The sequence below is a fragment of the Roseococcus suduntuyensis genome (assembly GCF_014196305.1).
Taxonomy (GTDB): Bacteria; Pseudomonadota; Alphaproteobacteria; order Acetobacterales; family Acetobacteraceae; genus Roseococcus; species Roseococcus suduntuyensis.
The window spans coordinates 270,761-294,635 of record NZ_JACIDJ010000003.1 but is presented as its reverse complement, the minus strand read 5'-3'; the positions used below and the strand labels follow the sequence as shown (position 1 = coordinate 294,635).

The 23,875-nt window shown below is 69.8% G+C and carries 22 protein-coding genes and 1 pseudogene; 8 read left to right on the top strand and 15 right to left on the bottom strand.

Annotation, left to right across the window (positions count from 1 at the left end; genetic code table 11):
• Positions 1 to 234: 234 nt before the first annotated feature.
• Together clpS and GGQ83_RS11500 are read right to left on the bottom strand one after the other, a co-directional pair.
• Positions 235 to 654: an ATP-dependent Clp protease adapter ClpS gene (gene clpS / locus GGQ83_RS11505; RefSeq protein WP_375781519.1), complete on the bottom strand. Its 420-nt coding sequence runs from the start codon at positions 652 to 654 to the stop codon at positions 235 to 237.
• Between the two features lie 173 nt (positions 655 to 827).
• Positions 828 to 1,334, bottom strand: coding sequence for a phasin family protein (locus tag GGQ83_RS11500; protein ID WP_223880739.1), 507 nt, complete (start codon positions 1,332 to 1,334; stop codon positions 828 to 830).
• A 323-nt stretch (positions 1,335 to 1,657) separates the two neighbouring features.
• On the opposite strand from GGQ83_RS11500, the gene GGQ83_RS11495 reads away from it, so the two are divergent.
• The 4 genes from GGQ83_RS11495 (at position 1,658) to GGQ83_RS20155 (ending at position 6,330) form a co-directional block, all read left to right on the top strand.
• Positions 1,658 to 2,887, top strand: coding sequence for a D-alanyl-D-alanine carboxypeptidase family protein (locus tag GGQ83_RS11495; protein ID WP_242535075.1), 1,230 nt, complete (start codon positions 1,658 to 1,660; stop codon positions 2,885 to 2,887).
• A 77-nt stretch (positions 2,888 to 2,964) separates the two neighbouring features.
• Positions 2,965 to 3,831, top strand: coding sequence for a UTP--glucose-1-phosphate uridylyltransferase GalU (gene galU / locus GGQ83_RS11490; protein ID WP_184384057.1), 867 nt, complete (start codon positions 2,965 to 2,967; stop codon positions 3,829 to 3,831).
• 32 nt (positions 3,832 to 3,863) lie between these two features.
• On the top strand, positions 3,864 to 5,276 hold the full coding sequence (gene pgmG / locus GGQ83_RS11485) for a phosphoglucomutase/phosphomannomutase PgmG (protein ID WP_184384055.1): 1,413 nt from the start codon (positions 3,864 to 3,866) through the stop codon (positions 5,274 to 5,276).
• Positions 5,277 to 5,355: 79 nt separating this feature from the next.
• Positions 5,356 to 6,330 carry a Bug family tripartite tricarboxylate transporter substrate binding protein gene (locus GGQ83_RS20155; protein ID WP_242535074.1) on the top strand — a complete coding sequence of 325 codons (975 nt, stop codon included), beginning with the start codon at positions 5,356 to 5,358 and terminating at the stop codon, positions 6,328 to 6,330.
• A gap of 406 nt (positions 6,331 to 6,736) precedes the next feature.
• Here GGQ83_RS20155 and GGQ83_RS20150 read toward each other — a convergent pair.
• Both GGQ83_RS20150 and GGQ83_RS11475 read right to left on the bottom strand, forming a co-directional pair.
• A pseudogene (locus GGQ83_RS20150) lies at positions 6,737 to 7,702 on the bottom strand (LLM class flavin-dependent oxidoreductase); the annotation flags it as partial.
• 59 nt (positions 7,703 to 7,761) lie between these two features.
• The gene (locus GGQ83_RS11475) at positions 7,762 to 8,904 is read right to left on the bottom strand and encodes a methyltransferase (protein WP_184384051.1); all 1,143 of its coding nucleotides are present in this window, start codon (positions 8,902 to 8,904) and stop codon (positions 7,762 to 7,764) included.
• Positions 8,905 to 9,014: 110 nt separating this feature from the next.
• Here GGQ83_RS11475 and GGQ83_RS11470 point away from each other — a divergent pair, with 110 nt between their 5' ends.
• Together GGQ83_RS11470 and GGQ83_RS11465 are read left to right on the top strand one after the other, a co-directional pair.
• Positions 9,015 to 10,478: a phytoene desaturase family protein gene (locus GGQ83_RS11470; protein WP_184384049.1), complete on the top strand. Its 1,464-nt coding sequence runs from the start codon at positions 9,015 to 9,017 to the stop codon at positions 10,476 to 10,478.
• Complete coding sequence (locus GGQ83_RS11465; RefSeq protein ID WP_242535073.1) at positions 10,478 to 11,407, top strand: carotenoid 1,2-hydratase; 930 nt, start codon at positions 10,478 to 10,480, stop codon at positions 11,405 to 11,407. The genes GGQ83_RS11470 and GGQ83_RS11465 overlap by 1 nt, the downstream gene beginning before the upstream one ends.
• Positions 11,408 to 11,415: 8 nt before the next feature.
• Here GGQ83_RS11465 and GGQ83_RS11460 read toward each other — a convergent pair whose 3' ends face one another.
• From GGQ83_RS11460 to GGQ83_RS11450, 3 genes are all read right to left on the bottom strand, one after another.
• Positions 11,416 to 11,727, bottom strand: coding sequence for a GNAT family N-acetyltransferase (locus tag GGQ83_RS11460; RefSeq protein WP_340643622.1), 312 nt, complete (start codon positions 11,725 to 11,727; stop codon positions 11,416 to 11,418).
• A 113-nt stretch (positions 11,728 to 11,840) separates the two neighbouring features.
• A complete protein-coding gene (locus GGQ83_RS11455) occupies positions 11,841 to 12,971 on the bottom strand; it encodes an ATP-grasp domain-containing protein (RefSeq protein WP_184384045.1) in 1,131 nt (376 codons plus the stop codon).
• Positions 12,968 to 14,344: a cytochrome P450 gene (locus GGQ83_RS11450; protein WP_184384043.1), complete on the bottom strand. Its 1,377-nt coding sequence runs from the start codon at positions 14,342 to 14,344 to the stop codon at positions 12,968 to 12,970. The genes GGQ83_RS11455 and GGQ83_RS11450 overlap by 4 nt, the downstream gene beginning before the upstream one ends.
• Before the next feature lie 78 nt (positions 14,345 to 14,422).
• Between GGQ83_RS11450 and GGQ83_RS11445 the strand changes: the two genes are divergently transcribed.
• Positions 14,423 to 15,157 (top strand): hypothetical protein, encoded by a 735-nt coding sequence (locus GGQ83_RS11445; RefSeq protein ID WP_184384041.1) that lies wholly within the window; start codon positions 14,423 to 14,425, stop codon positions 15,155 to 15,157.
• Positions 15,158 to 15,205: 48 nt separating this feature from the next.
• Positions 15,206 to 16,699 (top strand): 1-hydroxycarotenoid 3,4-desaturase CrtD, encoded by a 1,494-nt coding sequence (crtD, locus tag GGQ83_RS11440; RefSeq protein WP_184384039.1) that lies wholly within the window; start codon positions 15,206 to 15,208, stop codon positions 16,697 to 16,699.
• On the opposite strand, the gene crtI is transcribed toward crtD, so the two are convergent.
• From crtI to bchZ, 8 genes are all read right to left on the bottom strand, one after another.
• Entirely contained in the window at positions 16,681 to 18,198 is a 1,518-nt protein-coding gene (gene crtI, locus GGQ83_RS11435) for a phytoene desaturase family protein (protein ID WP_184384037.1), read from the bottom strand. The two genes, crtD and crtI, sit on opposite strands and share 19 nt — an antisense overlap.
• 70 nt (positions 18,199 to 18,268) lie before the next feature.
• Positions 18,269 to 18,706, bottom strand: coding sequence for a YqaA family protein (locus GGQ83_RS11430; RefSeq protein WP_184384035.1), 438 nt, complete (start codon positions 18,704 to 18,706; stop codon positions 18,269 to 18,271).
• A gap of 68 nt (positions 18,707 to 18,774) precedes the next feature.
• A complete protein-coding gene (pufC, locus tag GGQ83_RS11425; RefSeq protein WP_184384033.1) occupies positions 18,775 to 19,914 on the bottom strand; it encodes a photosynthetic reaction center cytochrome PufC in 1,140 nt (379 codons plus the stop codon).
• Between the two features lie 13 nt (positions 19,915 to 19,927).
• On the bottom strand, positions 19,928 to 20,884 hold the full coding sequence (gene pufM, locus GGQ83_RS11420; protein ID WP_184384031.1) for a photosynthetic reaction center subunit M: 957 nt from the start codon (positions 20,882 to 20,884) through the stop codon (positions 19,928 to 19,930).
• Positions 20,885 to 20,899: 15 nt separating this feature from the next.
• Positions 20,900 to 21,724, bottom strand: coding sequence for a photosynthetic reaction center subunit L (gene pufL / locus GGQ83_RS11415; protein ID WP_184384029.1), 825 nt, complete (start codon positions 21,722 to 21,724; stop codon positions 20,900 to 20,902).
• Between the two features lie 119 nt (positions 21,725 to 21,843).
• Complete coding sequence (pufA, locus tag GGQ83_RS11410; protein ID WP_184384026.1) at positions 21,844 to 22,041, bottom strand: light-harvesting antenna LH1, alpha subunit; 198 nt, start codon at positions 22,039 to 22,041, stop codon at positions 21,844 to 21,846.
• Between the two features lie 67 nt (positions 22,042 to 22,108).
• Positions 22,109 to 22,297, bottom strand: coding sequence for a M14 family metallopeptidase (locus GGQ83_RS11405; RefSeq protein ID WP_184384024.1), 189 nt, complete (start codon positions 22,295 to 22,297; stop codon positions 22,109 to 22,111).
• Positions 22,298 to 22,433: 136 nt separating this feature from the next.
• Complete coding sequence (gene bchZ, locus GGQ83_RS11400; RefSeq protein WP_184384022.1) at positions 22,434 to 23,873, bottom strand: chlorophyllide a reductase subunit Z; 1,440 nt, start codon at positions 23,871 to 23,873, stop codon at positions 22,434 to 22,436.
• Positions 23,874 to 23,875 lie beyond the last annotated feature (2 nt).

Here is a 23,875-nt window from a genome sequence, read left to right as displayed (position 1 = left end):
GGAAATGCGGCCCATCCGTTGACAGGTGATGTGATGGCACTTCCCCCAAAGTCACCTCCCCGGCTGAAAGGCTCCTGAAAGTCAGGCGCCCCACACTCAAGCACCGGGGTCTCGTTCCGCCGTGGTCCGGCGTGCCGCCCTGGGGCGGCCGTCCCGGACCGAGAGTCCGGCTGGAAAGGTAAAGCCTGTGTGGCCGAAAGGGGGGATTTTTTTCGCGTCACACGCGCTCCGGTTTCACTCTTTCTCAATCGTGCACTGGAGCGGGTGCTGGTTCTGTCGCGCGAGGTCCATGACCTGCGTGACCTTCGTCTCGGCCACCTCATAGGTATAGACGCCGCAGACGCCCACGCCGCGCCGATGCACATGCATCATGATGCGTGTCGCCTCGTCGCGGTTCTTCTGGAAGAAGCGCTCCAGGACGTGGACGACGAACTCCATCGGCGTGTAGTCGTCGTTCAGCATCAGCACCTTGTACATCGCCGGCTTCTTGGTCTTGGGGCGCGGCTTGACGACGACGCCGGTCGCCGGGCCGCCATCGCCCTCGCGCTTGTCGCCGTCCGAGAGGGTGATGCGCAGCTTGTCCCACGCCAGGGCGCGATCCTTCAGGAAATTCGTTCCGGGCTGCATGGTGGGCCGCTTGTCCGTATGCGTCATGATCGCTGGAGGATATCGGGTGCCGGCCGCCCAGGAAAAGGGCTTGCCTGCTCCGCACCGCACGCGGGTCGAAGAAAATGACGCGCGGCGCGCGAAGTGGAACGAAAAAGGCCCCGGGCTCCTGCGCGGAACCCGGGGCCTCGTCACGCTGGCCCTCGCGAGGAGGGAAGGCGTCAGGCGGCCAGCGGCTTGCCCATCTTCTCCATCGCGACCGTCATGCGGGCGGCGATGGGCTCGATGGAGGTCTCGGCGACCTTCAGCGCGGTCTCCTGCAGCTTCACGCCGTCATTCATGGCGCGCTCCATGGAGGTCTTGGCGAAGGAGGCCTGGAAATCGGCGGCTTCCTTCAGGCTCTTCACGGAAGACAGCGTCTTCATGCCCTCGATGGCCTGCTCGGACATCGTCTGGAACATCGCCATCGTCTGGCGGGAGAGGTCCTGCACGCCGGTCACATAGGCCTGCGAGGCCTTGGTGATGGCTTCGAGGTTGCCGCGGCTGAATTCCACCGCGTCCTCGGCCACCTTCATCATGTCGGCGGTCGCCTTGTGGGCGGCTTCCATGCTCTTCTCGACGGTGGCGCGGGCCTGGGTGGCGCCGTCTTCCATCATCTTCTTCGCCTGGTCGGCGCCGGTCTGGGCGGCGGTGGTCATCGCCTTCTTCATGTCAGCCTGGTTGGCCATCTGCGTCATCCTTGTCCAAGACCGCCTCTCGGCCTGGATGAGGCGAGGCGGCACGTTTTGTCGTGGCGAAGCGCCCACGACGTTTTTTGCTGCGAAGCAGCATGCGGGCTTTGCTGCGATGCAGCATGAGTGTGATCTAGCGGCCTTCCCCGGGGATTTCAAGGAAAATGTTGCAGCGCACAAAATTCGCGGAGAAGCCGGAAAAGCCCGGTCTCGGCCCGAAACCAATGGACATCCCGCCGCATCGCTGATTGATTGCGCCCATAGGGGATGCCCAGCCTTGGGGGAGGCCGCGTCCCTGACCGATCCGGGGGGATTGCTGCATGTCGTGTCGTTTCCAGGCCTTGGGCCTTGCCGTGGTGCTTCTGCTCGCGGCCATGGCGCCGGGCCGCGCCCAGGTGGCGGCCATCGAGCGGAGTGAGCGCTACGCCGCCATCGTCCTGGATCACCAGACCGGCAACATCCTGGTTTCGCACCATGCCGATGCGCTGCGTCACCCGGCCTCGCTCACCAAGGCCATGACGCTCTACATGCTGTTCGAGGCCATGCAGGGCGGGCGGCTCGCGCTCAACTCGCCGATTCGCATGTCGGCCGAGGCGCAGTCCCGCCCACCCTCCAAGCTCGGCCTGCCCGTGGGCACGCTGTTCTCGGTCGAGACGGCCATCCTGGCCCTCGTCACCCGCTCGGCCAATGACGTGGCGGCCGCGGTGGGCGAACACCTGGCCGGCAGCGAGGAGGCTTTCGCCCGGCAGATGACGCTGCGCGCCCGCCAGCTCGGCATGACGCGGACCGTCTTCCGCAACGCCTCGGGCCTGCCCGACCCCGACCAGGTGACCACGGCGCGCGACATGGCGCTGCTGGGCCGCCGGCTGCTGCAGGATTTCCCGCAGCACTACCATTATTTCAGCGCCACGCATTTCCGGCACAACCAGGGCCTGATCCGCAGCCACAACGGCATGCTGGTGGACTACCCGGGCACGGACGGCATCAAGACCGGCTATATCCGCGCCTCGGGCTACAACATCCTGACCTCGGCCGAGCGGGGGGGCGTTCGCCTCGTGGGTGCCGTCTTCGGCGGCGCCAACTGGCGCGAGCGCAACGCCCAGATGGCGAGCCTCTTCGACGAGGGCTTCGCGCGCCAAGGCGTGCGCGGCGTCCCGCCCGCCGCCGCCGAGATGGCCGCGGCCGCCGCCGCCGGGCGGGTGCTGGCCGCCCGTGCCGTGGGGGGCGGGCTGCCCCCGCCCGTGCCCGCCGCCGTGGCGGCGCGTGCCGCCCGTCCGCCGGCCACCGCCCAGGCCACGGCCCGCCCGCGCACGCCGCCCGCGCGTGCCCAGGCCGCCGCGCGTCCGGCCCGCAACGCGCCCGCCCGCGCACAGGCGGCCCGCACCGCCCGTGCCCAGGCCGCCCGCACCGCCCCCGCCCGTGCCCAGCCGGCCCGCACCCAGGCCGCGCGCGCCCAGCCCAGCCCGGCCGCCCGCCGCGCCCCGGCCAATGCGCCGCGCGGCACCCGCGCCACCCCGCCCGGCACGCAGCGCGTCGCCGGCACGCGCTGACCACATCCGGGGGCTGGCTTGCGGGTGGCGCCTTGGCCGTGGCAACAACGGCTTGCACCGGTGAAGGAGCCCCCGTGATGAAGCCCCTCAAGAAGGCCGTCCTGCCCGTGGCAGGCTTCGGCACCCGCTTCCTGCCGGCGACAAAGGCGGTCGCGAAGGAAATGCTGCCGGTCGTGGACCGCCCGCTGATCCAGTATGCGGTGGACGAGGCGCGCGCCGCCGGCATCGAGCAGTTCTGCTTCATCACCGGCCGCGGCAAGACCGCGATCGTCGAGCATTTCGACATCGCCTACGAGCTGGAAAAGAGCCTCGAGGAACGCAACAAGGCCGACATCCTGGCCGAGCTGCGCGCGCTCGCCGTGACCCCCGGCTCCATCGTCACCGTCCGCCAGCAGGTGCCGATGGGCCTCGGCCACGCTATCTGGTGCGCGCGCGCCTTCGTGGGCGACGACCCCTTCGCCATCATCCTCCCCGACGACCTGATGCAGTGCGAGACCTCCTGCGTCGCCCAGCTCGCCGAGGCCTATCGCGAGACGGGCGGCAATGTCGTCGCCATCGAGGAAGTCCCGATGGAGCGCGTGAACAAGTACGGCGTGCTCGACATCGAGAAGGACATGGGCCGCCTCGTCTCCGTGAAGGGCCTGGTCGAGAAGCCGCCGGTGGACCAGGCGCCGTCCAACCTCACCATCATCGGCCGCTACGTGCTGATGCCCGAGGTGATGACGCACCTGGCCAAGCTGGAGAAGGGCGCGGGGGGCGAGGTGCAGCTGACCGACAGCATGGCCAAGCTCATCGGCACCCAGCCCTTCCACGGGCTGCGCTACGAGGGGCGGCGCTTCGACTGCGGCGACAAGTTGGGCTTCCTGGAGGCGCAGATCGCCTTCGCCCTGGAACGGCCGGAGCTGGCACCCGCGGTGCGCGGCTTCCTCGACCGCTACCGCTGACCCTCACTCCCGCACCCGATCGGACGCCCCTGATGGACGCCTTCAACCACCGCTTCGACCCGACCTCGCTGCGCGAATACGACATTCGCGGCATCGTGGGCAAAACGCTCCATGGCACGGACGCCTTCGCCATCGGCCGCGTCTTCGGCACCATCGTGGCCCGCGCCGGTGGCGGGCGCGTGGCGGTGGGGCGTGACGGGCGGCTCTCCTCGCCCGAACTGGAGACGCACCTCGTGGCGGGCCTCGTGGCGTCCGGCATGGAGGTGGTGCGCGTGGGCTGCGGCCCCACGCCCATGCTCTACTTCGCGAGCTACGACCAGAAGGCCGATGGCGCGGTGATGCTGACGGGCAGCCACAACCCGCCCGACTACAACGGCTTCAAGATGATGATCGGCAAGAAGCCGTTCTTCGGGAAGGACATCCAGGAACTGGGCCGCATGGCCGCCGAGGGTGACGTGGTGCCGGAGGCCACGGGTTCCTCGCGCGAGGTGGATGTCTCGGCCACCTACATCGCGCGCATGGTCCAGGACTACGGCGGGGGCGCCAAGACGCTGAACGTGGTGTGGGACCCGGGCAATGGCTCGGGCGGCGCCATCACCGAGCGCCTGGTGCGCGAACTGCCCGGCACGCACCACGTGATCAACGCCGAGATCGACGGCCGCTTCCCCAACCACCACCCCGACCCCACGGTGCTGAAGAACCTCGCGCAGATCATCGCGAAGGTGAAGGAGACCAAGGCGGACCTCGGCATCGCCTTCGACGGCGATGCGGACCGCATCGGCGTGGTGGATGGCGAGGGCAACATGCTCTTCGGCGACCAGCTTCTGGTCGTCCTCGCGCGTGACGTGCTGAAGGCGCATCCGGGTGCCACCATCATCGCCGATGTGAAGGCATCCCAGGTGCTCTTCGACGAGATCGCGGCCGCCGGTGGCACGCCGCTGATGTGGCGCACCGGCCACTCCCTCATCAAGCAGAAGATGGCCGAGACGGGCTGCCCGCTGGCCGGCGAGATGTCGGGCCACATCTTCTTCGCCGACAAGTGGTATGGCTTCGACGACGCGCTCTATTCCGCCGTGCGCCTGCTCGACATCCTGGCCCGCAGCGACCAGAGCCTCGCCCAGATGCGCGCGGGCCTGCCCCAGGTGCTCAACACGCCCGAACTGCGCTTCAACTGCGAGGACACGCGCAAGTTCGAGGTTGTGCGCGAGGTCGCGGCCCGCCTCGATGCCGAGGGCGCCGATGTCTCCGCCGTGGACGGCGTGCGCGTGAACACGCCCGATGGCTGGTGGCTGCTGCGCGCCTCCAACACCCAGGCCGTGCTGGTGGCGCGCGCCGAGGCTTCCAGCGCCGAGGGGCTGGAACGCCTCAAGGCGCAGCTCGCCGCGCAGATCGAGGCCTCGGGCCTCGCCGCGCCCGATTTCTCGGGCGAAAACGCGGGGCATTGACGGGCGCGCGGCGACGCGCCCACCCTTACTTCCATGCGCCGGACAGCAACGAGCCGGCGCCGCTGGAAGGAACGGACCCATGCTCAACCGCCGCACGCTCGGCCTCGCAGTCGCCGGGCTGCCCGCCGCCCCCGCCATCCTGCGCGCCCAGTCCTGGACGCCGAGCGGCCCCATCCGCATCGTCGTGCCCTTCCCGGCGGGCGGCACCACCGACATCCTGGCGCGCATCTTCGCCCAGCGCCTGGGTGACACGCTGGGCCCCGCCGTGGTCGAGAACCGGGGCGGCGGCGGCGGCTCCATCGGCGCCGACTATGTCGCCAAGGCGCCGCCCGATGGCCAGGTGCTGCTGTTCCACAACCTGACCTTCTCGACCACCACCGCCGCGCTGGAGATCGCCGGCCGCGCGCCGCACCGCATCGAGACGGATTTCGCGCCCATCACCCTTGGCGCCGCGGTGCCCATGATCCTGCTCGCCAACGCGCAGGTGCCCGCGCGCGACCTGACGGAATTCGTCGCCTGGGCGAAGACCCAGAACCCCCCGCCCTTCTACGGCTCCACCGGCCCCGGCAGCACCATGCACATGATCAGCGAGGTGCTGAAGCGCGACGGGCAGTTCCAGATGGAACACATCCCCTTCCGCGGCGCGGCACCCCTGGTGCAGGACCTGCTGGCCGGCCGTGTCGTGTTCGGCGGCGACCAGCTCTCCTCCTCGCTGCAGCACATCCGCGGCGGCGCGCTGCGCCCCATCGCCACCCTGGCCGACCGCCGTCCGCGCGTGCTGCCCGAGGTGCGGACCGTCCGGGAACAGGGCTTCCCAAACGCCGAATTGCTCGGCTGGAACGGCTTCTTCGCGCCCGCCCGCACGCCGGCCCCCGTGCTGGAACGCCTGCACCGCGAGCTCGCCGCCGCCGCGCGCCACGAAAGCGTGGCTAGCCGCATCCTGGAACTGGGCGCCGAACCGGGCGGCAACAGCGCCGCCGAATTCGGCGCCTCCGTCCACAACCAGATCGCCGCCGTGCGCCCGCTGGTCCAGGCCCTGAACATCCAGATGTGACCACGGCCGCACGCCGGCGGGCGGAGACGGGGAGGGGGCGCGGGGTGCCGTTGGGGAGGGCGCCGCCCTCCCCAGACCCCTCCCGCCGAGGGCCGTGGCCCTCGGAACCCGTCTCATGGCCATTTGCAGGGAGGGGCATGGCATGCCTGTGACCACGGGCGCGCCCGTGACGCCCCTCCCTGCAAATGGCCATCACACATGGGGTCAGGGGCCTATGGCCCCTGGCGGGGGTGGTATGGCGGGGGCGGCAGCCCCTGCCAGCGCGCCCCAGTGCCCGCGCTCCCGCCTGCGCCGCCAGCATCCGGCCGTGGTTGCGCTGGGCGAGCAGGGGGCGGACCAGGCGGGCGAAGCGGGTCGCTTCCTCGTCGTGCAGGTAGCCGGAGAGGCAGAAGGAGGTGCAGCCGGCCTCGATGAAGTCCTGCAGGGTGGACGCGCATTGCTGCGGGTTGCCCACGACCATGATGCCGGCCCCTTGGCGCGCGCGGGTGAGGCCGGACCAGAGGTGAGGGGCGATGAGGTCGCCATGTTCGCGGGCGAGTTGTTGCACGCGCTGGTTGGCGGCGGAGCCTGCGATGTTCGCCTGGATCTTGCGGGTCTGTTCCTCGGTCACGCCGCGGACGAGTTCGTGCGCGGCGGACCAGGCTTCCTCTTCGGTGTCGCGGCAGCAGATCTGCAGGCGCATGCCGAAGCCGAGCGCCTCGCGGCGGCCGTGGCGTTCGGCCATGTCGCGCAGGGTGGCGATGTTCTGCGCGATGGTGGCGGGCGTGTCGCCCCAGAAGAGGTGGACATCGGCGTGCTTGGCCGAGACCTCCCAGGCCTCCATGGACCCGCCGCCGAGATAGAAGCGCGGGCTGGGTTGTTGCAGCGTCTGCGGCGCGATGCGCGCGCCTTCCAGGGTGCGGAAGCGGCCCTTGAAGGTGACGGGGCCGGGGCTGCTCCACAGTGCCTTCATGATGGAGACATCCTCCTCCATCATCGCGTAGCGGTCTTCCTTGGTGAGGTTCACGCCTTCGGCGCGGTTCTCCGCCTCGCTCTGCCCGGCGATGAGGTTGACGGCGATGCGCCCGCCCGAGAGCTGGTCGAAGGTCGCGATCATCTTCGCGAATTGCAGCGGCGTGATGTAGCCGGGGCGCGCGGCGACCAGCGCCTTGATGGTTCTGGTCTTGGCCACCGCCATGGCGCTGGCGGTGAAGGCCTCCCAGCAGGGGGCGGCGACGGGGACCAGGAAGTATTCGAAGCCCGCCGCCTCGGCCGCCATCACCACGCGGTCGAACATGTCCGCCGAGGGCGGGATGTCGCTGCCGCGGTCGCCATAGCAGACCGTGTCGCCCGAGGTGGGCAGGTACCAGCCGAATTCGAGGCGGTCGGACATGGGCGGTTCCTCCTGGCGGGAAGGCTAGGCGCGACGCGCAGCGCCGACAATGCCAGGTGCTATTTCGTCGCCACCAGCAGGCTGGTCAGCATGGGCGTGCGGGTGCGGACGGGGCGGCTGGTGCTGAACCCGGCCGTCGCCAGCATGTGCTGGAGTTCTTCCATCCGGCGCGGCCGTCCCCGCCCCATGGCCAGGAGATAAAAGCCGAAATAGGCCTCGCCGATGGGCTCGGCGCCGGGCGTGCCGGACATGGGCTCGGCCAGCAGCAGGGTGCCGCCTTGCGGCAGCGCGGCATGCGCGCGGGCGAGGATGCCGGCCGCCGCGTCATCGTCATGGTCGTGGACGACGCGCACGAGCGAGATGACGTCGGCCCCCTCCGGCAGCGCGTCGGTGTGGAAGCTGCCGCCATGGGTGGTGGCGCGGTCGGCGAGGCCCTCGGCGGCCAGCCGCGCGCGCGCGCGTTCGGCGACGGCCGGCAGGTCGAACAGCATCAGGCTGAGCTTCGGCGCACTGTGGCCCGCGGCGCTGAGGAAGGCGCCCTCGCCGCCGCCGACATCCATCAGGCAGCGGTGGCGCGCCAGCGGATAGGCGCCCAGGATCTCGGCCGCGATCATGGGCTGGGAGGCCGCCATCAAGGCGCTGTATTCGCCCACCGCTCCGAGGTCGAGCGAGGCCGCGCCGTCATTGCCCGCATAGGCCCAATAGGCCGCGAGCTTCGTGCCCCCGCGCGGGCTGCGCAGCAGCGCCACGGGGTCGGCCAGGTCGGCGTAGAGCATGGCGTGGTGCTCGACCATCGCGACCACGCCGGCATTGTCCACCAGCGCGGCACCCAGCGAGCCCAGGCCATAGCGACCGCCGCCGCGCGCCTCGACAAGGTCCAACGCGGCGGCGGCTTCCATCAGCCTGAGCGTGGCCTCGGTGGAGAGGGAGAGCTTCACGGCGAGATATGCGATGGAACGCGGCCCCTCACGCAGCGCGTCGAACACGCGCAGCCGCACGCAGGCGGTGAGGATCTGCGAATAGACGAAGCCCGCATTCAGGTCGAACAGCGCCCGCGCGCGCCGGCGGGCCAATGGCCGCGTCAGCGGGAAGCGCGCGGCCCAGGCCCGGAAGCGCGGGCTCGACACCATGCGGTCCCGGAAGGCGAGGAAGCGGTCCCGCAGCGAAAGGGCAAGCGGGGCTTCGGCCACCTGGTCGCTCATGCGAAAATTCCTGCGGTCTTCATGCCGGGAGGATAGCTCAGTGCATTGCCTTGTCACCAGCATTGTCAGGATGGATTGACAATCAGGGCCGGGAAGGGGTCACTCGGGGCATGACGGGGCGGGACAGGCGCGTGGCCATCGTGGGGGCCGGGGTGGGGGGGCTGGCGGCGGCCATCCATCTCGCCGCGCGTGGCTGTGCCGTTTCGGTCTTTGAGCGAGCGGCGGTGCCGGGCGGCAAGCTGCGCGCGGTGGAACTGGGCGGTGTCGCGATGGATGCCGGGCCCACCCAGCTCACGCTGCGCCCGGTGTTCGAGGCGCTCTTCGCCATGGGCGGCACGTCGCTCGACGCGCATCTGGACCTGGCCGAGGCACAGTCGCTCGGCCGCCATGTCTGGCCCGATGGCAGCACGCTCGACCTGCACCGCGACGAGGCCCGCAACGCCGACGCCATCGGCGCCTTCGCGGGGGCCGCCGAGGCGCGCGGCTATCGCGACTTCATGGCCCGCGCCCGCGATGCGCGCGCGGCGCTGGACGCGGCCTTCCTGCAGCGCGCCCGCCCGACCGCCCTGGGGCTGGCGGCGGAACTCGGCATGGGGCGGCTGCTCGGCCTTTCGCCCTTCGCCCGGCTGGACGACGCGCTGGGCAAGCATTTCCGCGACGCGCGGCTGCGGCAGTTGTTCGGCGGCTACGCGACCTATGTCGGCGCCTCGCCGCTGCGCGCGCCGGCCACGCTGATGATGGTGGCGGCGGTGGAGCAGGAGGGCGTTTGGCGCGTCGCCGGCGGCGTGCATCGGATGGCGGCGGCGCTGGCGCGCGTGGCGGAGGACATGGGCGTGCGGCTGCGCTGCGACGCGCCCGTGGCGGAGGTGCTGGTGGCCGGCGGCCGCGCCTCCGGCCTGCGCCTCGCGGATGGCGAGGAGGTCGCGGCCGATGCGGTGGTGATCAACGCCGATGTGGCGGCCCTCGGCGCGAGCCTTTTCGGCGCGGCGGCCGCGGGCGCGGTGGACGCCATCCCGCCGCGACAGCGTTCCTTCTCGGCCGTCACCTGGCTTTTGCGCGGGCGCATCACGGGCCGCCCGGCGCTGCCCACCAATGTGGTCTTTCCCGCGCCGGGCGGCGAATATGCCGCGCTGGATTTCCGCGCCCGCTTGCCCGCCGCCTCCACCCTGCACCTGACCGCGCTGGACCGTGGCGATGACGGCGCGGTGCCAGACGGCGAGGAGGGCTTCCAGCTCAACCTCACCGCCCCCGCGCGCGGCGCCTCCGCGGTGCCGGACCTGGCGGCGCTGACGAAATCACGCCTCGCGCAGCTCGCCGCGGCCGGTTTCGCGCTGGAGATCACGCAGACCCACGCGACCACCCCCGCGGGCTACGAGGCGCTGTTTCCCGGCACGGGCGGCGCCCTCTACGGGGCCGCGATGCAGGGGTGGAACGCCGCCTTCGAACGCCCGCGCGCGGCCACGCGCCTGCCCGGGCTGTTCCTGGCGGGCGGGGGCACCCACCCTGGCGCGGGGCTCGCCATGGCGGCAATTTCCGGGCGGTTCGCCGCCGAGGCCATTCTTGAGGAGCGATGATGAGAGGTTGGGAATTCGACCGGCATGTGCCCGAGCGCGGCTATGCCTGGTGGTATGTGGACGCGCTGTCCGATGACGGGGCGCATGGCATCACCCTCATCGCCTTCATCGGCACGGTGTTCTCGCCCTGGTATGCGGCGGCGCATCGGCGCGGCCCGGCCGACCCGCAAAATCACTGCTGCCTGAACGTGGCGCTCTATGGCAGCCCGCGCCGCTGGGCGATGACGGACCGCCGGCGTGGCGCCCTGTCGCGCGGGCCGGATTATTTGCAGATCGGCCCCTCGCGGCTCGACTGGGATGGCGAGACGCTGACCATCCACATCAACGAGATGACGGCGCCCATCCCCTCACGGCTGACGGGCACGGTGCGCGTGCGGCCGCGCGCGCTGGGAAGCCGCGAATTCACGCTGGACACGCATGGGCGGCACCGCTGGCAGCCTATCGCGCCGCGCTCCCGCGTGGAGGTGGAACTGAGCAGCCCCGGCTTGCGCTGGTCCGGCCCCGCCTATTTCGACACCAACCACGGCGCCGCCCCGCTGGAAGAGGACTTTCGTGAGTGGGACTGGTGCCGTGCGCCCATGCAGGACGCGACGGCCATTCTCTACAACGCCGAACGGCGCGATGGTTCGAAGCAGTCGCTCGCGCTGAAGGCGACGGATGATGGCGCGGTGGTGGACATCGCCGTGCCGCCGCCGGCCACCATGCCGCGCACGTTGTGGCGCATCCGAAGGCCCACGCGCTCCGAGAGCGGCCAGGCGCGGGTGGTGCGGACGCTGGAGGACACGCCCTTCTACTCGCGCTCGGAAATCCGCACGACGCTGCTGGGGCAGGAGACGACGGCGGTGCATGAGAGCCTGGAACTGGATCGGTTCAAGAACCCGGCCATGTATGCGATGCTGCCGTGGAAGGTGCCGCGGACGCTGGGTTAGCCGGGCCGCTAGGTGTAGATCGCGTCCGGCTCCCGCTCCTCATTCTCCTGGCCGTCGCGCAGGGCGATGAGGCGGAAGCCTCGCCGCTCATAAAAACGGCGCGCGGGCGCGTTGCGCTGGAAGACGTGCAGCGTCAGCCCATCCGGGCTGGCCAGCTTCACCTCCCGCAACAGCGCGTCGCCGAGGCCGCGCCCCTGCGATCCGGGGGCGACGTAGAGATGATCGAGCCGCCCTGGCGTCAGCGCGGCGAAGCCGGCGGGCAGGCCCGCCTCGTCATCGGCCACCCACACCCGGCTTCGCGGCAGCACCAGCGCCTGCATCCAGTGCAGCGTCTGCGCCTCGGTGTGGAGTTCCGGCAGTCAGGGCATGGCGGCGCGGCGCGCGGCCAGGAAGAGCGCGGTCAGGGCGGGTGCGTCCGCGGGCTGGGCCGGCCTCACGGGGCGCGTTCCCCCTCGAACCAGCCCACATCCAGCGTCGCCACCTCGCCGAAGGGCACCTTCTTCGCCATGGCGAGGCGGATGATGGGCCAGGTGGTCCAGATCATGGTGAGCGCCGGCACGGGGTCACGCCGGTCGAAGGTGACATCGCGCGTGCCGAGCAGTTGCGTCAGCACCGCGAAATAGCCGCGCCGGAACATCACGCCCGACAGCGCCGTCAGCACCGAGTAGAATTGCTGCAAGCGCCGCTCCGCGCGCGGCGTGGCGGGCGCCTCGTCCAGCACGGCGCGGGCGATGCTGGCATTCTCGAAGAAGTGGATGCCCGAGGTGGTGCGCGGGTTGCACTCGATGCCCCAGACCTCGCCCGCCGCATCCTGGATCAGGTCGAAGGAGATGAAGCCGGTGTGGCCGGAGGCGGCGACGAAGCGGGTGATCCAGTCGGTGAGGCGTGGGTCTTCGACGCGCTCGAAGACGATGGCGACGGAGCCCGCGAACATCGCGCCGCGATAGAGGATGTTGCCCAGGATCCGCCCCTCGCGCGCGATGGCGCAGGAGGAGAAGATCTGGCCCTCCACGAAGCGCTGCACCACGCAGGGCACGTCGTCGGCGGGCGGGGGGGTGCCAGGTTCCAGGATTCGCACGCCGCGTCCGGCGCAGGAATGGATGGGCTTCACCACCACCTTGTGCGCGGCCGCCAGCGCCGTGGCCTCGGGCGTGCCGAGCATGAAGGTCTCCGGCGCGCGCACGCCGTATTCGGCGCAGAGCCGGGTGAAGCCGTGCTTGTCATAGAGCGGCAGCAGCGCCTCGGGCGGCGGCGTGAAGATGGTGACGTTCCCAGGCACCAGGTCGCGCAGGAAGGTGACGTGCATCGTCTCCTCCGAGATGGGGATGACCCAGTCCACCTCCTCCTCGCGCACCACGCGGGCCAGGTCGTCCAGATAGCCGCGCTTGCCCGCGCTGGGCGGACGCACCACGACCGACTTCGCCACTGCGCGCGAGGCGCCGACCAGGTGCCGCGAGAACGGTTCCGCCACCACCACGCGGCAGCCCGCGGCCGCGAAGGACCGCGCCACGTCCAGCCCCTTGGGCAGCCGCCCCAATGTCAGCAGGACCGTGGGCGCGCTCATGCGCCGGCGCGGCTCACGGTGCAGAAGATCTGCTCGGTGGGGCGGGTGGTGAGGCGCGCGGCGGGGCGCACGCGCTCGGGCGCCTCGATGTGGACGTCGAAGCGGCGGAACAGGCGCGCGATGAGCAGCACGGCCTCGGTGGTGGCGAAGGCCGCACCCGCGCAGACGCGCGGGCCCTGGCCGAAGGGGATGTAGGTGCCGGGCGTGATCTCGCCCTCGCGCTCGGGGCTGAAGCGGTCGGCGTCGAATTCATGGGGGCGCTTCCAGTAGCGCGCATGGCGGTGCAGCACCCAGGGCGCCACCATGACCAGCGCGCCGCGCCGCACCTTGAGGTCGCCGATGGTCGTCGCCTCCTGCGCGATTCGCGGCAGGAAGGTGATGGGCGGATAGAGGCGGAGCGTTTCGCGGAACACGTTGCGCACGAATGGCAGGCGCTTCGTGTGTTCGAATTCCACCGGGCCGTCACCGCAGACCTCCCGCACCTCGGCGCGCAGCCGCGCCACCAGGGCCGGGTGCGTCGCCAACAGGTAGAACACCCAGGTCAGCGCGCTGGCGCTGGTCTCATGGCCGGCCAGGAACAGCACGCCGAGCTGGTCTATCAGCTCCTCCCGCGTGAAGGGCGCGTCGGTGTCGGGGTCGCGGGCACCCAGCACGGCCGTCGCGATGTCGTCGAAGCGGGCGGCGTCCTCGCCGGTGTGGGTGTCGATCAGGGCGGCCAGGTGGGCGCGGATGGTCGCGCAGGCCTCCAGCACCTCGGGCTTTTGCGGCGCACGCGTCCAGGCCGGGTCGAAGATGAGGCGCTTGATTTCCACCTGCGCCACGCTGCGCTCGAAGAGCGTGAAGGCCTCGAAGACGTCATGCGCGGCCTGGTGCTGCAGGTTCGTGGAGAACACGGTGCGGCAGATGATGTCGGCCGTCAGGTGGCTCATCGTCAGGTCCAGGGACAGCCGCGTGCCGTCTGCGGCCGCCTGGTCCAGCATATGTTCCGCCGCCTCGCAGCCGGCGACCATCGCGGGGTAGGCGTTGTTCACCCGCATCATGCTGAGCGAGGGGTCAATCATCCGCCGCTGCCGCTTCCAGGTGGGCCCTGACGAGACGAAGATGCTGTCGCCGATCAGCGGGTCCAGGGCCTCCACCATCAGGTCGCTCTTGGGAAAGATGCCCTCGGGGTCGGACAGCACGCGGCGCACCTGGTCGGGGCGGTTCACGATCACGGTCTGCCGGCGGGACCAGCCCAGATGCCCGATCTCGGTGCGATAGGCCGAGGCCGGCAGCAGGCAGAGCAGGTCGCCATCGCCGCGCAGCACCACGCGGAGCAGGGCCACCAGCGCCGCGAAGGAGGTGGGCTTGGGCGGGGTGAAGACGCTGTTCATCGGTGAGGTCATTGCCGCGCTTTACAGGTAAAACTGTCAAGTGGCATTGTCAGTTTCGACACGGACGGGGCCAGGCGCATGGATCTCTTTCACACCCTGGTGGCACTGCACATCGTCACCGGCAGCATCGGCGCCATCGCCTTCTGGGTGCCGATCGCGGGCAAGAAGGGCGGCGCCAAGCACAAGGCCTGGGGCAAGGTGTTCAACGCCTGCCTGCTGGCCACGGGCCTCTTCGCCGTGGGGATGAGCGTGCTGACCCTGCTGGACCCGATGGGCACCCACCCGCACCTCGTCGGCATGTTCGACGCCGAGTTCATCCGCGGCATCTTCGGCTGGATGATGCTGCACAACGCCATCCTGACCGTGAACCTCGTCTGGTATGGCTGGCTCTGCGTCTGGAACCGGCGCGACCACGCGGCCAACCGCACGCCGCTCAACATGGCACTGCAATGGCTGCTGCTGGCCGCCGCCTTTGCCTGCGCGCTGGATGGCTGGCTGATCGGCCAGCCGCTGATGGTGGGCATCGCGCTGGTGGGCTTCGCCACCTTCGGCACGAACATGTACTTCATCCTGAACCCGCGCCCGGGCCAGATGGACTGGCTGAAAGAGCACCTGAAGGGTCTCGTGGGCGCGGGGATCAGCGTCTACACGGCCTTCTTCGCCTTCGGTTCGGTGCGGGTGCTGCCCTGGCTGGCACTTCACCCGGCCATGTGGGCGGTGCCCTTGGCCATCGGCGTGGGGCTGATCATCTGGCACCGGCGCAAGATTGACCTGGGCCTCAGGGCGCGGCGCGCGGCGGCGGCCGTCGCGTGAATACGCGCGGGATGGTCGCATGACGATGCGCTGGATGCTCCCCTGACCATGCGCGTCATCGTCATGGGGGCAGGGATGGGCGGGCTCGCCGCCGCCGCCGACCTGGCGCGCCAGGGCTGCGATGTGACGGTGCTGGAGGCCGCCGCCACCGCGGGCGGCAAGATGCGCCATGTGGAGGTGGCCGGCCGTGGCGTGGATGCCGGGCCCACCGTCTTCACCATGCGCTGGATCTTCGAGGGGCTGTTCGCCGATGCCGGGCAGCTTCTGGAGGACCACCTCACCATCGCGGCCTCGGACCTGCTGGCGCGGCACGCCTGGCGGGCGGGCGGGCGTCTGGACCTGTTCGCGGACATCGAGCGCTCGGCCGATGCCATCGCCGCCTTCGCCTCGCCCGCCGACGCGCAGGGCTATCGCGACTTCTGCGCGCGGAGTGCCGCTATCCATCGCACCCTGGTCGGGCCCTTCATCGCCTCGGAGCGGCCCTCCATGCTGGACCTGGTGCGGCGCGTGGGGGATCTCGGCGCGCTGTGGCGGACCATGCCGATGCGCACGCTGCATTCGGCGCTGGGCGTGTATTTCCGCGACGCGCGGCTGCGGCAGCTCTTCGCGCGCTACGCGACCTATGTGGGCTCCTCACCCTTCCTGGCGCCGGCCACGCTGATGCTGGTGGCGCATGTGGAGCAGGATGGCGTCTGGCAGGTGAAGGGCGGCATGCGCGCCGTGGCGCTGGCGCTGCACAAGCTGGCCGAGGGGCAGGGGGCGACGTTCCGTTTCAACGCGCGGGTGGAGCGCGTGCTGGTGGAGGCCGGGCGCGCGGCCGGCGTGCGGCTGGCGGGCGGCGAGGAGTTGCGCGCCGATGCCGTGGTGTTCAACGGCGATGCCTCGGCGCTGCCCGCGCTGGGTGCAGGCGGGGTGGCCACGCCGCGCGCCAAGCGTTCGCTGTCCGCCATCACCTGGTGCGTGAACGCGCCGACCTCGGGCTTCGACCTCGCGCACCACAACGTCTTCTTCGCCGAGGACTACGCCGCCGAGTTCGACGCCGTGTTCAACCGCCGCCGCGTGGCCGAAGCGCCCACCGTCTACATCTGCGCGCAAGACCGCGGCGCGGTGGGCGAGGCGCCCGCGCCCGGCGCGCCCGAACGCCTGCTGGTGCTGGTCAACGCGCCGCCCGATGGCGATGTGGCGCGCTTCGACGCGACGGCCGAGGAAGCGCGCGCCTTCGCGCTGCTGGAGCGATGCGGCCTGCATGTGCAACGCGACGGCATGGTCGCCACCACGCCCGAGGGCTTTCACGCGCTCTTCCCCGGCACAGGCGGCGCGCTGTATGGCCGCGCCAATCACGGCATGATGGGCAGCTTCGCGCGGCCCGGTGCCCGCGGCCCGTTGCCCGGCCTGTATCTCGCGGGCGGCTCGGTGCATCCAGGCCCGGGCATTCCAATGGCCGCGATGTCAGGCCGGCTCGCTGCCGCGCGAGTGATCGAGGACCGCGCCGGCCGAACGCGGCCCGTGCAGGGTGTCGGCCTTCAGACGCGCGCGCGCTGAAAGCTGGCTGCGTCCGGCACCACCTGGTCGAGCACGCGCGCCGAGGCCACCACGCCCGGAACCCCGGCACCCGGATGCGTGCCGGCGCCCACGAGGAAGAGGTTGCGCGCCTCCTCGCTGACATTGTGCGGGCGGAACCAGGCGGATTGGAACAGCTGCGGCTCCATGGCGAAGGCGGCACCATCGCGCGCGTTGAGGCGGTGCTGGAAGTCGAGAGGCGTCATGATGCGCTCGGTGGTGATGTGCCGGCCCAGGCCTGGCATCACCGTCTCCTCCAGCCGCTTCAGCACGCGGTCGCGATAGGCCTGCGCCTCGCGCGCCCAGTCCGTGCCGCTGCCGAGATTGGGCACGGGGGAGAGCACGTAGAAGCTGTCGCAGCCTTCCGGCGCGAGCGACGGGTCATTCGCCGTGGGCCGGTGCAGGTAGAGCGAGAAATCCTCGGTCAGTTTCTTGCGGGAGAAGATGTCCCGCAGCAGCCCTTCATAACGCGGGCCCAGCACCATGGTGTGGTGATAGACGTCGTCGAAGCGGCGGTCGGTGCCGAAATACCAGACGAAGAGCCCCATGGAGTAGGCGGCGCGGGAGAGCTTCGCATCGGTCCAGCGCCGGCGCTTGGTGGCGCCCATTAGCTTGCCGTAGGTCCAGGCCGGGTCGGCGTTGGAGACGACGACATCGGCGGCCAGCATCTCGCCGGAAGCGAGGCGCACGCCGCTGACGGCGCCGTTCTCGGTCGTGATCTCCGCCACCTCGCTGTTCATCCGCAAGCTGCCGCCATGGCGCGTGATGAGGTCCGCCAGCGCCTGCACGATCGCCCCCGTGCCGCCCATGGCGTAGTGGACGCCGTGCAGCTTCTCCAGATGCGCGATCAGGCAGTAATAGGCCGTTGTGCTGAGCGGATTGCCGCCGATCAGCAGCGGATGGAAGCTGAAGGCCACCCGCATCTTGTGGTTCTTGAAGTTGGCCGAGACGCGCCCGAACACCGAGCGATAGCCCTGCAGCCGCACCATGTCCGGAATGGCCTTCAGCATCGTCGTGAAGCGGTGGAAGGGCTTGTCGGCCAGTTCCGCGAAGGCCACGTCGTAGATGGCCTTGCTGGCGGCGATGTGGCGGTCGAAGCCGTCCACATCCTCAGGCGCGAGGCGCGCCACCTCCGCGCGCATCTTCTCCACGTCGGCGCTGGCATGGAACTCGGTGCCGTCGTCGAAGCGGATCACGTAGAAGGGGTCTATCGCGCGCAGGTCCACCACATCCGACATGTTTTCGCCGTGCAGTGCCCACAGCTCCTCCAGCAGGTAGGGTGCGGTGATGATGGTGGGGCCGGCGTCGAAGACATGCCCGTCCTGGCGGAAGGTGTAGGCGCGGCCGCCCGGCGCATCGAGCTTCTCGACCAGCGTCACGCGGAAGCCGCGCGCCAGCAGCCGCACCGCGGCCGCGAGCCCGCCGAACCCCGCGCCGATGACGACGGCCTGCGGGCGGGGCGGGGAGGAGATGACGTTCATCGTGGCGTGTTCCTGCGAGTGCGCCATCATCGCGCATCGCGCGCGCTCAGGCCAAGGGAAAGCGCGGGTTTCAGACGAAACCCAGCGTGATGAGCGCGAGCGCGACATAGCGCCCGGTCTTGGCGATCGCGACGAGCAGCACGAAGCTCCAGAGCGGTTCGCGCATGATGCCCGCCACCACCGTCAGCGGGTCGCCGATGATGGGCGCCCAGCTCAGCAGCAGCGACCAGCGGCCCCAGCGGCGATACCAGCCCTGCGCGCGATCCAGCGAGGCTTCGCTCGCGGGGAACCAGGGGCGGTGGCGGAAGCGCTCCACCAGGCGCCCCAGCACGTAGTTGATGACGGAGCCGAGCGTGTTGCCGAGGCTCGCCACCGCGACCAGCAGCCAGGGGTCGATTTCGGCCGTCAGCAGCATCGCGATCAGCACGGGCTCGGAGGCCATGGGCAGCAGCGAGGCGGCGCCCAGCGCCACGAAGAACAGGCTGAGAAGGGCAAGCAGGGTTGTCATGGGCACCACAAGGGAAAGGGGCGGAAGGCCTGCGCCCTCCGCCCCTTCGGTCTAGCACGGTGTCCGGCTCAGTTGAGCGCGGGCGCCGCTGCGGGGGCCGCGGCCGGCTGCACGGGGGCGGACGGGTCCGCCGCGGGTGCCGCGGTCTGGGTGGGCAGGATCAGCTCCGGGTAGTTCCGCAGCATCGGCGCACCATAGAGCGGCTGGTAGACGCCCACGTGGCAGGTGGAGCAGTTCACCTTGAGCGTATCACCCAGCGGGCCCAGGCGGTTCGGCGGGAAACGGTCCCGCAGGCTCTCGATGTAGTCGTTGTTGATGGCGCGCACCATCCGGATCCCGTGCCAGGCGGTCACGCGCTGCGGCGTGCTGCTGTCCCAGGAGGCGAAGGAACGGCTGTTGTGGCAGAAGGTGCAGTTCACGCCGAGCGACGTGGACATGTGCATCATCAGCCCATAGGTCCATTCGGTCTGCAGGATGCTCTGGTTGTTGTTGCGCTCGCGCGCCGCACCCGAGATCACGCGGATTTCCTCGTCACCCCAGAGGTAGGGGGTGAAGGGGTCGGTCGGCAGGGTTGCGTAGCCGGTGGCCGTCACGGGACGGTTCTGCTCGCCCGCCACCGCCCACATGCGCGAGGGCGCGGCGTTGGAGGGTTCCTGCGACCACACGGCGGCCGGCACGGCCTGGCCGCGGTGGCAGGTGTAGCAGGTGACGCCCACTTCGCCATTCGCGTTCACGTGGTTGCTGAAGGTGGTGTTGATGGTGTGCACCATCTGCAGCATCCGGCGCGCCACGTGCTTGGTGTACATGTCCTCGGCGGCGAAGTTGCCGGGGACGTGGCAGCCATTGCAGCTCTCGGCGGGGTTCTCGGCGTTCGGATAGATCCACTCGCTCATCGCGAGCATGATCCGGCCGAACTGTTCCACGCTCAGATGGCCCAGGATCTGGACATTCTCGTAGATCTCGGAAGCCCGGGGGCTTTCGGGATCATTGGGAATGGCCTCGTCCATCTCGGGCACCGTGTTGCGGGCCTGCACCGCGGTCAGGGTGCGGGTGTTGTACACCTGCCCCATCGAGGTGCCGCGGAACCCGGACTGCACCGTCTCGATTGTGGGCCGCTCGAAGGTGAGGACCAGGAAGGCCGCGGCGGCGAGAGCCACCACCGCGGTCCCGAAGAGGAAGTTGAACTTCCTGAAGAACTCGGGCTTCATGTGTTCTCCTCCCTCAGCGCGTCGGGTCGATGATCGGGCCCCACACGGCCGGATAGGCCGGTGCGAAGCGCTTCTCGATCGCCCAGAGGTACCAGTTGTCCACGACCGTGCCGGTCAGCAGGATGCCGATGCCGCCGGTCAGTGGGGTCAGTACCGCGAACCACCAGGCCCAGCGGTGGATGCTCTCGTAGGTGGCGTTGAAGCCCATGGTCCAGCGCCAGAAGATGCCGGCGCGCTCGGCCGCGGTGCCGCGGTCCATGGCCTGGTCCACCTCGCGCTCGCCGCCGAAGCGGGCCACGGCCAGGATCGTGGCGCCGTGCATCGCGAAGAGCAGCACGGAGCCGTAGAGGAACACGATCGAGAGCGCGTGGAACGGGTTGTAGAAGAGGTTCCCGTAGCGGATCGAGAAGGCGGCCGTCCAATCCAGGTGCGGGAAGATGCCGAAGGGCACCGCCTCGCTCCAGGAGCCCATCCACAGCGGGCGCAGGAAGCCCAGCACCAGGAAGAGCCAGATGGCCGCCGCGAAGGCCCAGAAGGTGTGCTGGCCGAGGCCCAGCTGGTCGGCCCGGCGCCAGGTCCGCGCGAGCCACAGCAGCACGGAGGCCGTCAGGAAGAAGCCGGCCATCAGCCACCAGCCGCCCTGGTTCAGTGGCGGGATACGAAGACCCCATTGCGGCCCAGGGGGTTCCAGCGCCAGCCAGGGCAGCAGGCGGATGAACTCCACCACGTTCCAGTTCACCGAGGCCAGCATGTTCAGGCCGATGATCTCGAAGGCGATGAAGCCGCAGGCCACCGAGAGCAGGCCGAGCCAGCCCAGGTAGAAGGGCCCGATCTGCGCGTCGGCGAAGAGGCCGAGCAGGCGGCTGTGCATGGGCTTGCCCACGCGCGCCTGGTTGTCACGCGGCAGCGGCACGCCCGGGTAGGAAGGCGGATGCGGCTGGACCCGCGTGAAGATGAATTGATATTCCATCGTGGCGTCCCTCCCTCAGTTCCAGATCGGCAGCTGAAGCCACCAGTTCCACCATTCGGGCCAGCCGCGGGTCCAGAAGGGGCCGCTGATCACGATGCACACCGCACTCCAGAACCCCGCCGACAGCGCGATGAACAGGCCCAGGCGATGGATGCCCAGCGTGCCGATCGAGTAGCCGATGAAGTCGCGGTAGAAGGTGTTCTCATGCTCGGCCGTCTTCACCGTCTCGCCCTTCTTGGGGTTGATGGCGGCGAGCACCAGCGAGGCATGGAGCGACAGCGCCAGCGTCGTGGTGAAGAAGAAGGTCACCGCGATCATGTGCGCCGGGTTGTAGTGGAAGTGCAGGTACTGGTAGCCGACGTTGCTCACCCAATCGAGGTGGCTGAAGATCCCGTAGGGGAAGGCATGCCCCCAGGCGCCCATCAGCACCGGGCGGATGACCACCAGGGTGATGTAGGCGAAGACCGCCATGCCGTAGGCCCAGGGAATGTGCATCCCCATGCCGAGCTTGCGCGAGATCTCGGCCTGGCGGAGTGCCCAGGACACGAAGGCGCCGATCGCGCAGATGGTGATCATCTGCCACAATCCGCCTTCGCGCAGCGGAGCAAGGCCCAGGCCATAGCGAAGATCGGGTGGCGCGATGTTGATCAGCCACGGATTCCACGTGCCGCCGATGGCCGCGCCGTAGAGGATCAGGGCCGTGCCCACCAGCGAGAAAAAGAAGGTCGTGAGGCCGAAGAAGCCCACGTAGAAGGGACCCACCCAGAAGTCGAACAGGTTCCCGCCGACGAGGGTGCCTCCCCGGACACGATATTTGGCTTCGAAAGTCAGCATCGCCATGGCTTGATGCTCCTGTCATGGCAGGCGCGGAACCTGCCCCTGTGTGTCGTCATCCGCGACAGCGGGCGACGCCCGCTGCGCTTGCTTCGCCCACTGCCGTGGAGCGACACGGCCTGTGCCTACCGAACGCCGGCGGGCGTACGGGCCACGGGCTGACCCGCCGTGTAGGCGAGGCTCTCCGAGCACCAACCGAGGTGGTCGCAGTAACGCGGCGAGCTGAGGACCACGAAGTGGATCACGGCCGCGATGCCGATGACGCCGACGGCGCCCAGCATTCCAATGCGCAGCGGGTTCGCCACCATCCAGATCTTATGCATTTGCTCTTCTCCTATAGGATGGGCAGGGAAGCGGGCCGCATGCCGTCAGGCAGGCAGCCCGCACGCTTCAATTGATGAAGAAGCGCCAGTCGGGCGGAACCACCTGGCTGCCATAGACGAGCGGCCGCCACATCCACACCAGGATGTGCGCGCCCATCGAGGCGAACACCGCGAAAATCCAGCCCTGCATCACCAGGCGATGCACTTCACGGGCTTCGGGCTCGGTCAGACCTGCCCTAGCAATCACTTCGGCCATGTGTTGACCTCCATACGGCCTTGCGGCCGGTTACCGCGCAATTCCCGCGCAGCAGGGTCGTGCTTGGCGAAGACCGCCGCGCACATCTGTCTTCCCGGCCAGGCCGGGCGGGCAGTGGGTTGGTCCGGGCGCGCGGTCATGCCGGCTGCGCCTCGGGGACAAGGATGGTGCGCGCACGCTCCAGCGTGACGCGCGCTTCGCCGGCATCGCGCGCCGCCTGCTCCACCTGCTCGCGCAGGCGCTTGGCGGCCGAGATGCGGATGAGGAAGGGCTCGCGCTCCACGCGCGCATCGAGCAGCGCCTGGGCCGCCTCCTCCCAGACATCGGAGGCGCGGGCGGGCGTCGCCGCGATCTTGTCCAGCTCGGTGCCGAGCGGGAGGATGTGGAACAGCGCGTCGAACAGCGCGTTGCAGTATTCCTGGATGACGTAGGTGGCACCCGCATAGCCCATGAAGGGCGTGCCGGTGGCGCGGCGGATGATGGCACCTGGGAAGCTCGCCGGGATGTAGGCGGCCTTCTGGCCGGCCTCGGCCATGTACATGCGCTCGTTGAAGCTGCCGAAGACGACGAGGCCCGGGGACTTCATCGCCTCGCGCGTGGCCGCGTTGTCGGGCTTCTGGCCCGCCTGGCGGCTGGCGGAATAGGCGCAGGGGATTCCCATCTCCTCGGTAAGGAACTGGGTCAGGCCGTGCGTGTAGGTGTGCGTCGCCACCACGGAGTAGGGGGCCGAGGCGAAGAAATCCTGCGTCACCGACCGCCACAGATCCCACAGCGGCTTCAGCGTGGTGTGCTTCTCGCGCTCGATGAAGGGCTCGGGGTCGAGGCCCGTGAGTTCGCCCAGCTTGCGCAGGAAGTTGGTGGTCGCGAACATGCCGATGGGCGCCTGGAGGTAGGGGCGCTCCAGCTCCTCGCAGAGCTTCCGGCCGAACTCGCGGTAGAGGCAGATGTTCACATCCGCATCCGGCAGCTTCGCGATGTCCTCGATGTGGCTGCCCAGCGGGAAGACCAGGTTGATCTCGCAGCCCATGCCTTCGACCAGGCGGCGGATTTCGGCCAGGTCGGAGGGCATGTTGAAGGTGCCGTAGATGGGGCCGATGATGTTGACGCGCGGCTTCTCGCCCAGCTTGGGGTTGCGCGCGCGCACCTTGCGCCCGCGCGCGCCGAACTCGGTCCAGAGCCACATGATGGCGCGGTCCGCGGCCTGCCACTGGTCCTCGTCGATCGTGCGGCAGATGAAGCGCTGCAGGTTGCTGCCCTGCGGCGTGACACCGCCGCCGATCATCTCGGCGATGGAGCCCGTCACCACCACGGCGGGCAGCTCGGGGTCCTGCGTCGCGGCGGCGCGGCGCATGTTGGGCTCGGTGCCGTTCTGGCTGAGGCTTTCCTCATCGAGGCCCGTCACCACGATGGGCAGCTCATGCGGCGGCAGCGCGTCGGTGTAGTGTAGCACCGCCGTCACCGGCAGGTTCTCGCAGCCCACCGGGCCATCGATCACCACGCGCAGCCCACGCACGGCCGAGAAGGCATAGATGGCGCCCCAATATCCACCGGCGCGGTCATGATCGAGAACCAGCATGG

Excerpts from the sequence above, each read along its gene's own strand:
- GGQ83_RS11450 (WP_184384043.1), bottom strand. The coding sequence starts at position 14,344 with ATGAACAGCGTCTTCACCCCGCCCAAGCCCACCTCCTTCGCGGCGCTG.
- crtD (WP_184384039.1), top strand. The coding sequence starts at position 15,206 with ATGCGCGTCATCGTCATGGGGGCAGGGATGGGCGGGCTCGCCGCCGCC.
- GGQ83_RS11500 (WP_223880739.1), bottom strand. The coding sequence starts at position 1,334 with ATGGCCAACCAGGCTGACATGAAGAAGGCGATGACCACCGCCGCCCAG.
- pufA (WP_184384026.1), bottom strand. The coding sequence starts at position 22,041 with ATGCATAAGATCTGGATGGTGGCGAACCCGCTGCGCATTGGAATGCTG.
- GGQ83_RS11475 (WP_184384051.1), bottom strand. The coding sequence starts at position 8,904 with ATGAGCGACCAGGTGGCCGAAGCCCCGCTTGCCCTTTCGCTGCGGGAC.
- clpS (WP_375781519.1), bottom strand. The coding sequence starts at position 654 with ATGACGCATACGGACAAGCGGCCCACCATGCAGCCCGGAACGAATTTC.
- GGQ83_RS20155 (WP_242535074.1), top strand. The coding sequence starts at position 5,356 with ATGCTCAACCGCCGCACGCTCGGCCTCGCAGTCGCCGGGCTGCCCGCC.
- GGQ83_RS11460 (WP_340643622.1), bottom strand. The coding sequence starts at position 11,727 with ATGCAGGCGCTGGTGCTGCCGCGAAGCCGGGTGTGGGTGGCCGATGAC.
- GGQ83_RS11430 (WP_184384035.1), bottom strand. The coding sequence starts at position 18,706 with ATGACAACCCTGCTTGCCCTTCTCAGCCTGTTCTTCGTGGCGCTGGGC.
- GGQ83_RS11470 (WP_184384049.1), top strand. The coding sequence starts at position 9,015 with ATGACGGGGCGGGACAGGCGCGTGGCCATCGTGGGGGCCGGGGTGGGG.
- pufM (WP_184384031.1), bottom strand. The coding sequence starts at position 20,884 with ATGGAATATCAATTCATCTTCACGCGGGTCCAGCCGCATCCGCCTTCC.
- pgmG (WP_184384055.1), top strand. The coding sequence starts at position 3,864 with ATGGACGCCTTCAACCACCGCTTCGACCCGACCTCGCTGCGCGAATAC.
- GGQ83_RS11445 (WP_184384041.1), top strand. The coding sequence starts at position 14,423 with ATGGATCTCTTTCACACCCTGGTGGCACTGCACATCGTCACCGGCAGC.
- crtI (WP_184384037.1), bottom strand. The coding sequence starts at position 18,198 with ATGAACGTCATCTCCTCCCCGCCCCGCCCGCAGGCCGTCGTCATCGGC.
- GGQ83_RS11465 (WP_242535073.1), top strand. The coding sequence starts at position 10,478 with ATGAGAGGTTGGGAATTCGACCGGCATGTGCCCGAGCGCGGCTATGCC.
- GGQ83_RS11405 (WP_184384024.1), bottom strand. The coding sequence starts at position 22,297 with ATGGCCGAAGTGATTGCTAGGGCAGGTCTGACCGAGCCCGAAGCCCGT.
- bchZ (WP_184384022.1), bottom strand. The coding sequence starts at position 23,873 with ATGCTGGTTCTCGATCATGACCGCGCCGGTGGATATTGGGGCGCCATC.
- pufC (WP_184384033.1), bottom strand. The coding sequence starts at position 19,914 with ATGAAGCCCGAGTTCTTCAGGAAGTTCAACTTCCTCTTCGGGACCGCG.
- GGQ83_RS11495 (WP_242535075.1), top strand. The coding sequence starts at position 1,658 with ATGTCGTGTCGTTTCCAGGCCTTGGGCCTTGCCGTGGTGCTTCTGCTC.
- galU (WP_184384057.1), top strand. The coding sequence starts at position 2,965 with ATGAAGCCCCTCAAGAAGGCCGTCCTGCCCGTGGCAGGCTTCGGCACC.
- pufL (WP_184384029.1), bottom strand. The coding sequence starts at position 21,724 with ATGGCGATGCTGACTTTCGAAGCCAAATATCGTGTCCGGGGAGGCACC.
- GGQ83_RS11455 (WP_184384045.1), bottom strand. The coding sequence starts at position 12,971 with ATGAGCGCGCCCACGGTCCTGCTGACATTGGGGCGGCTGCCCAAGGGG.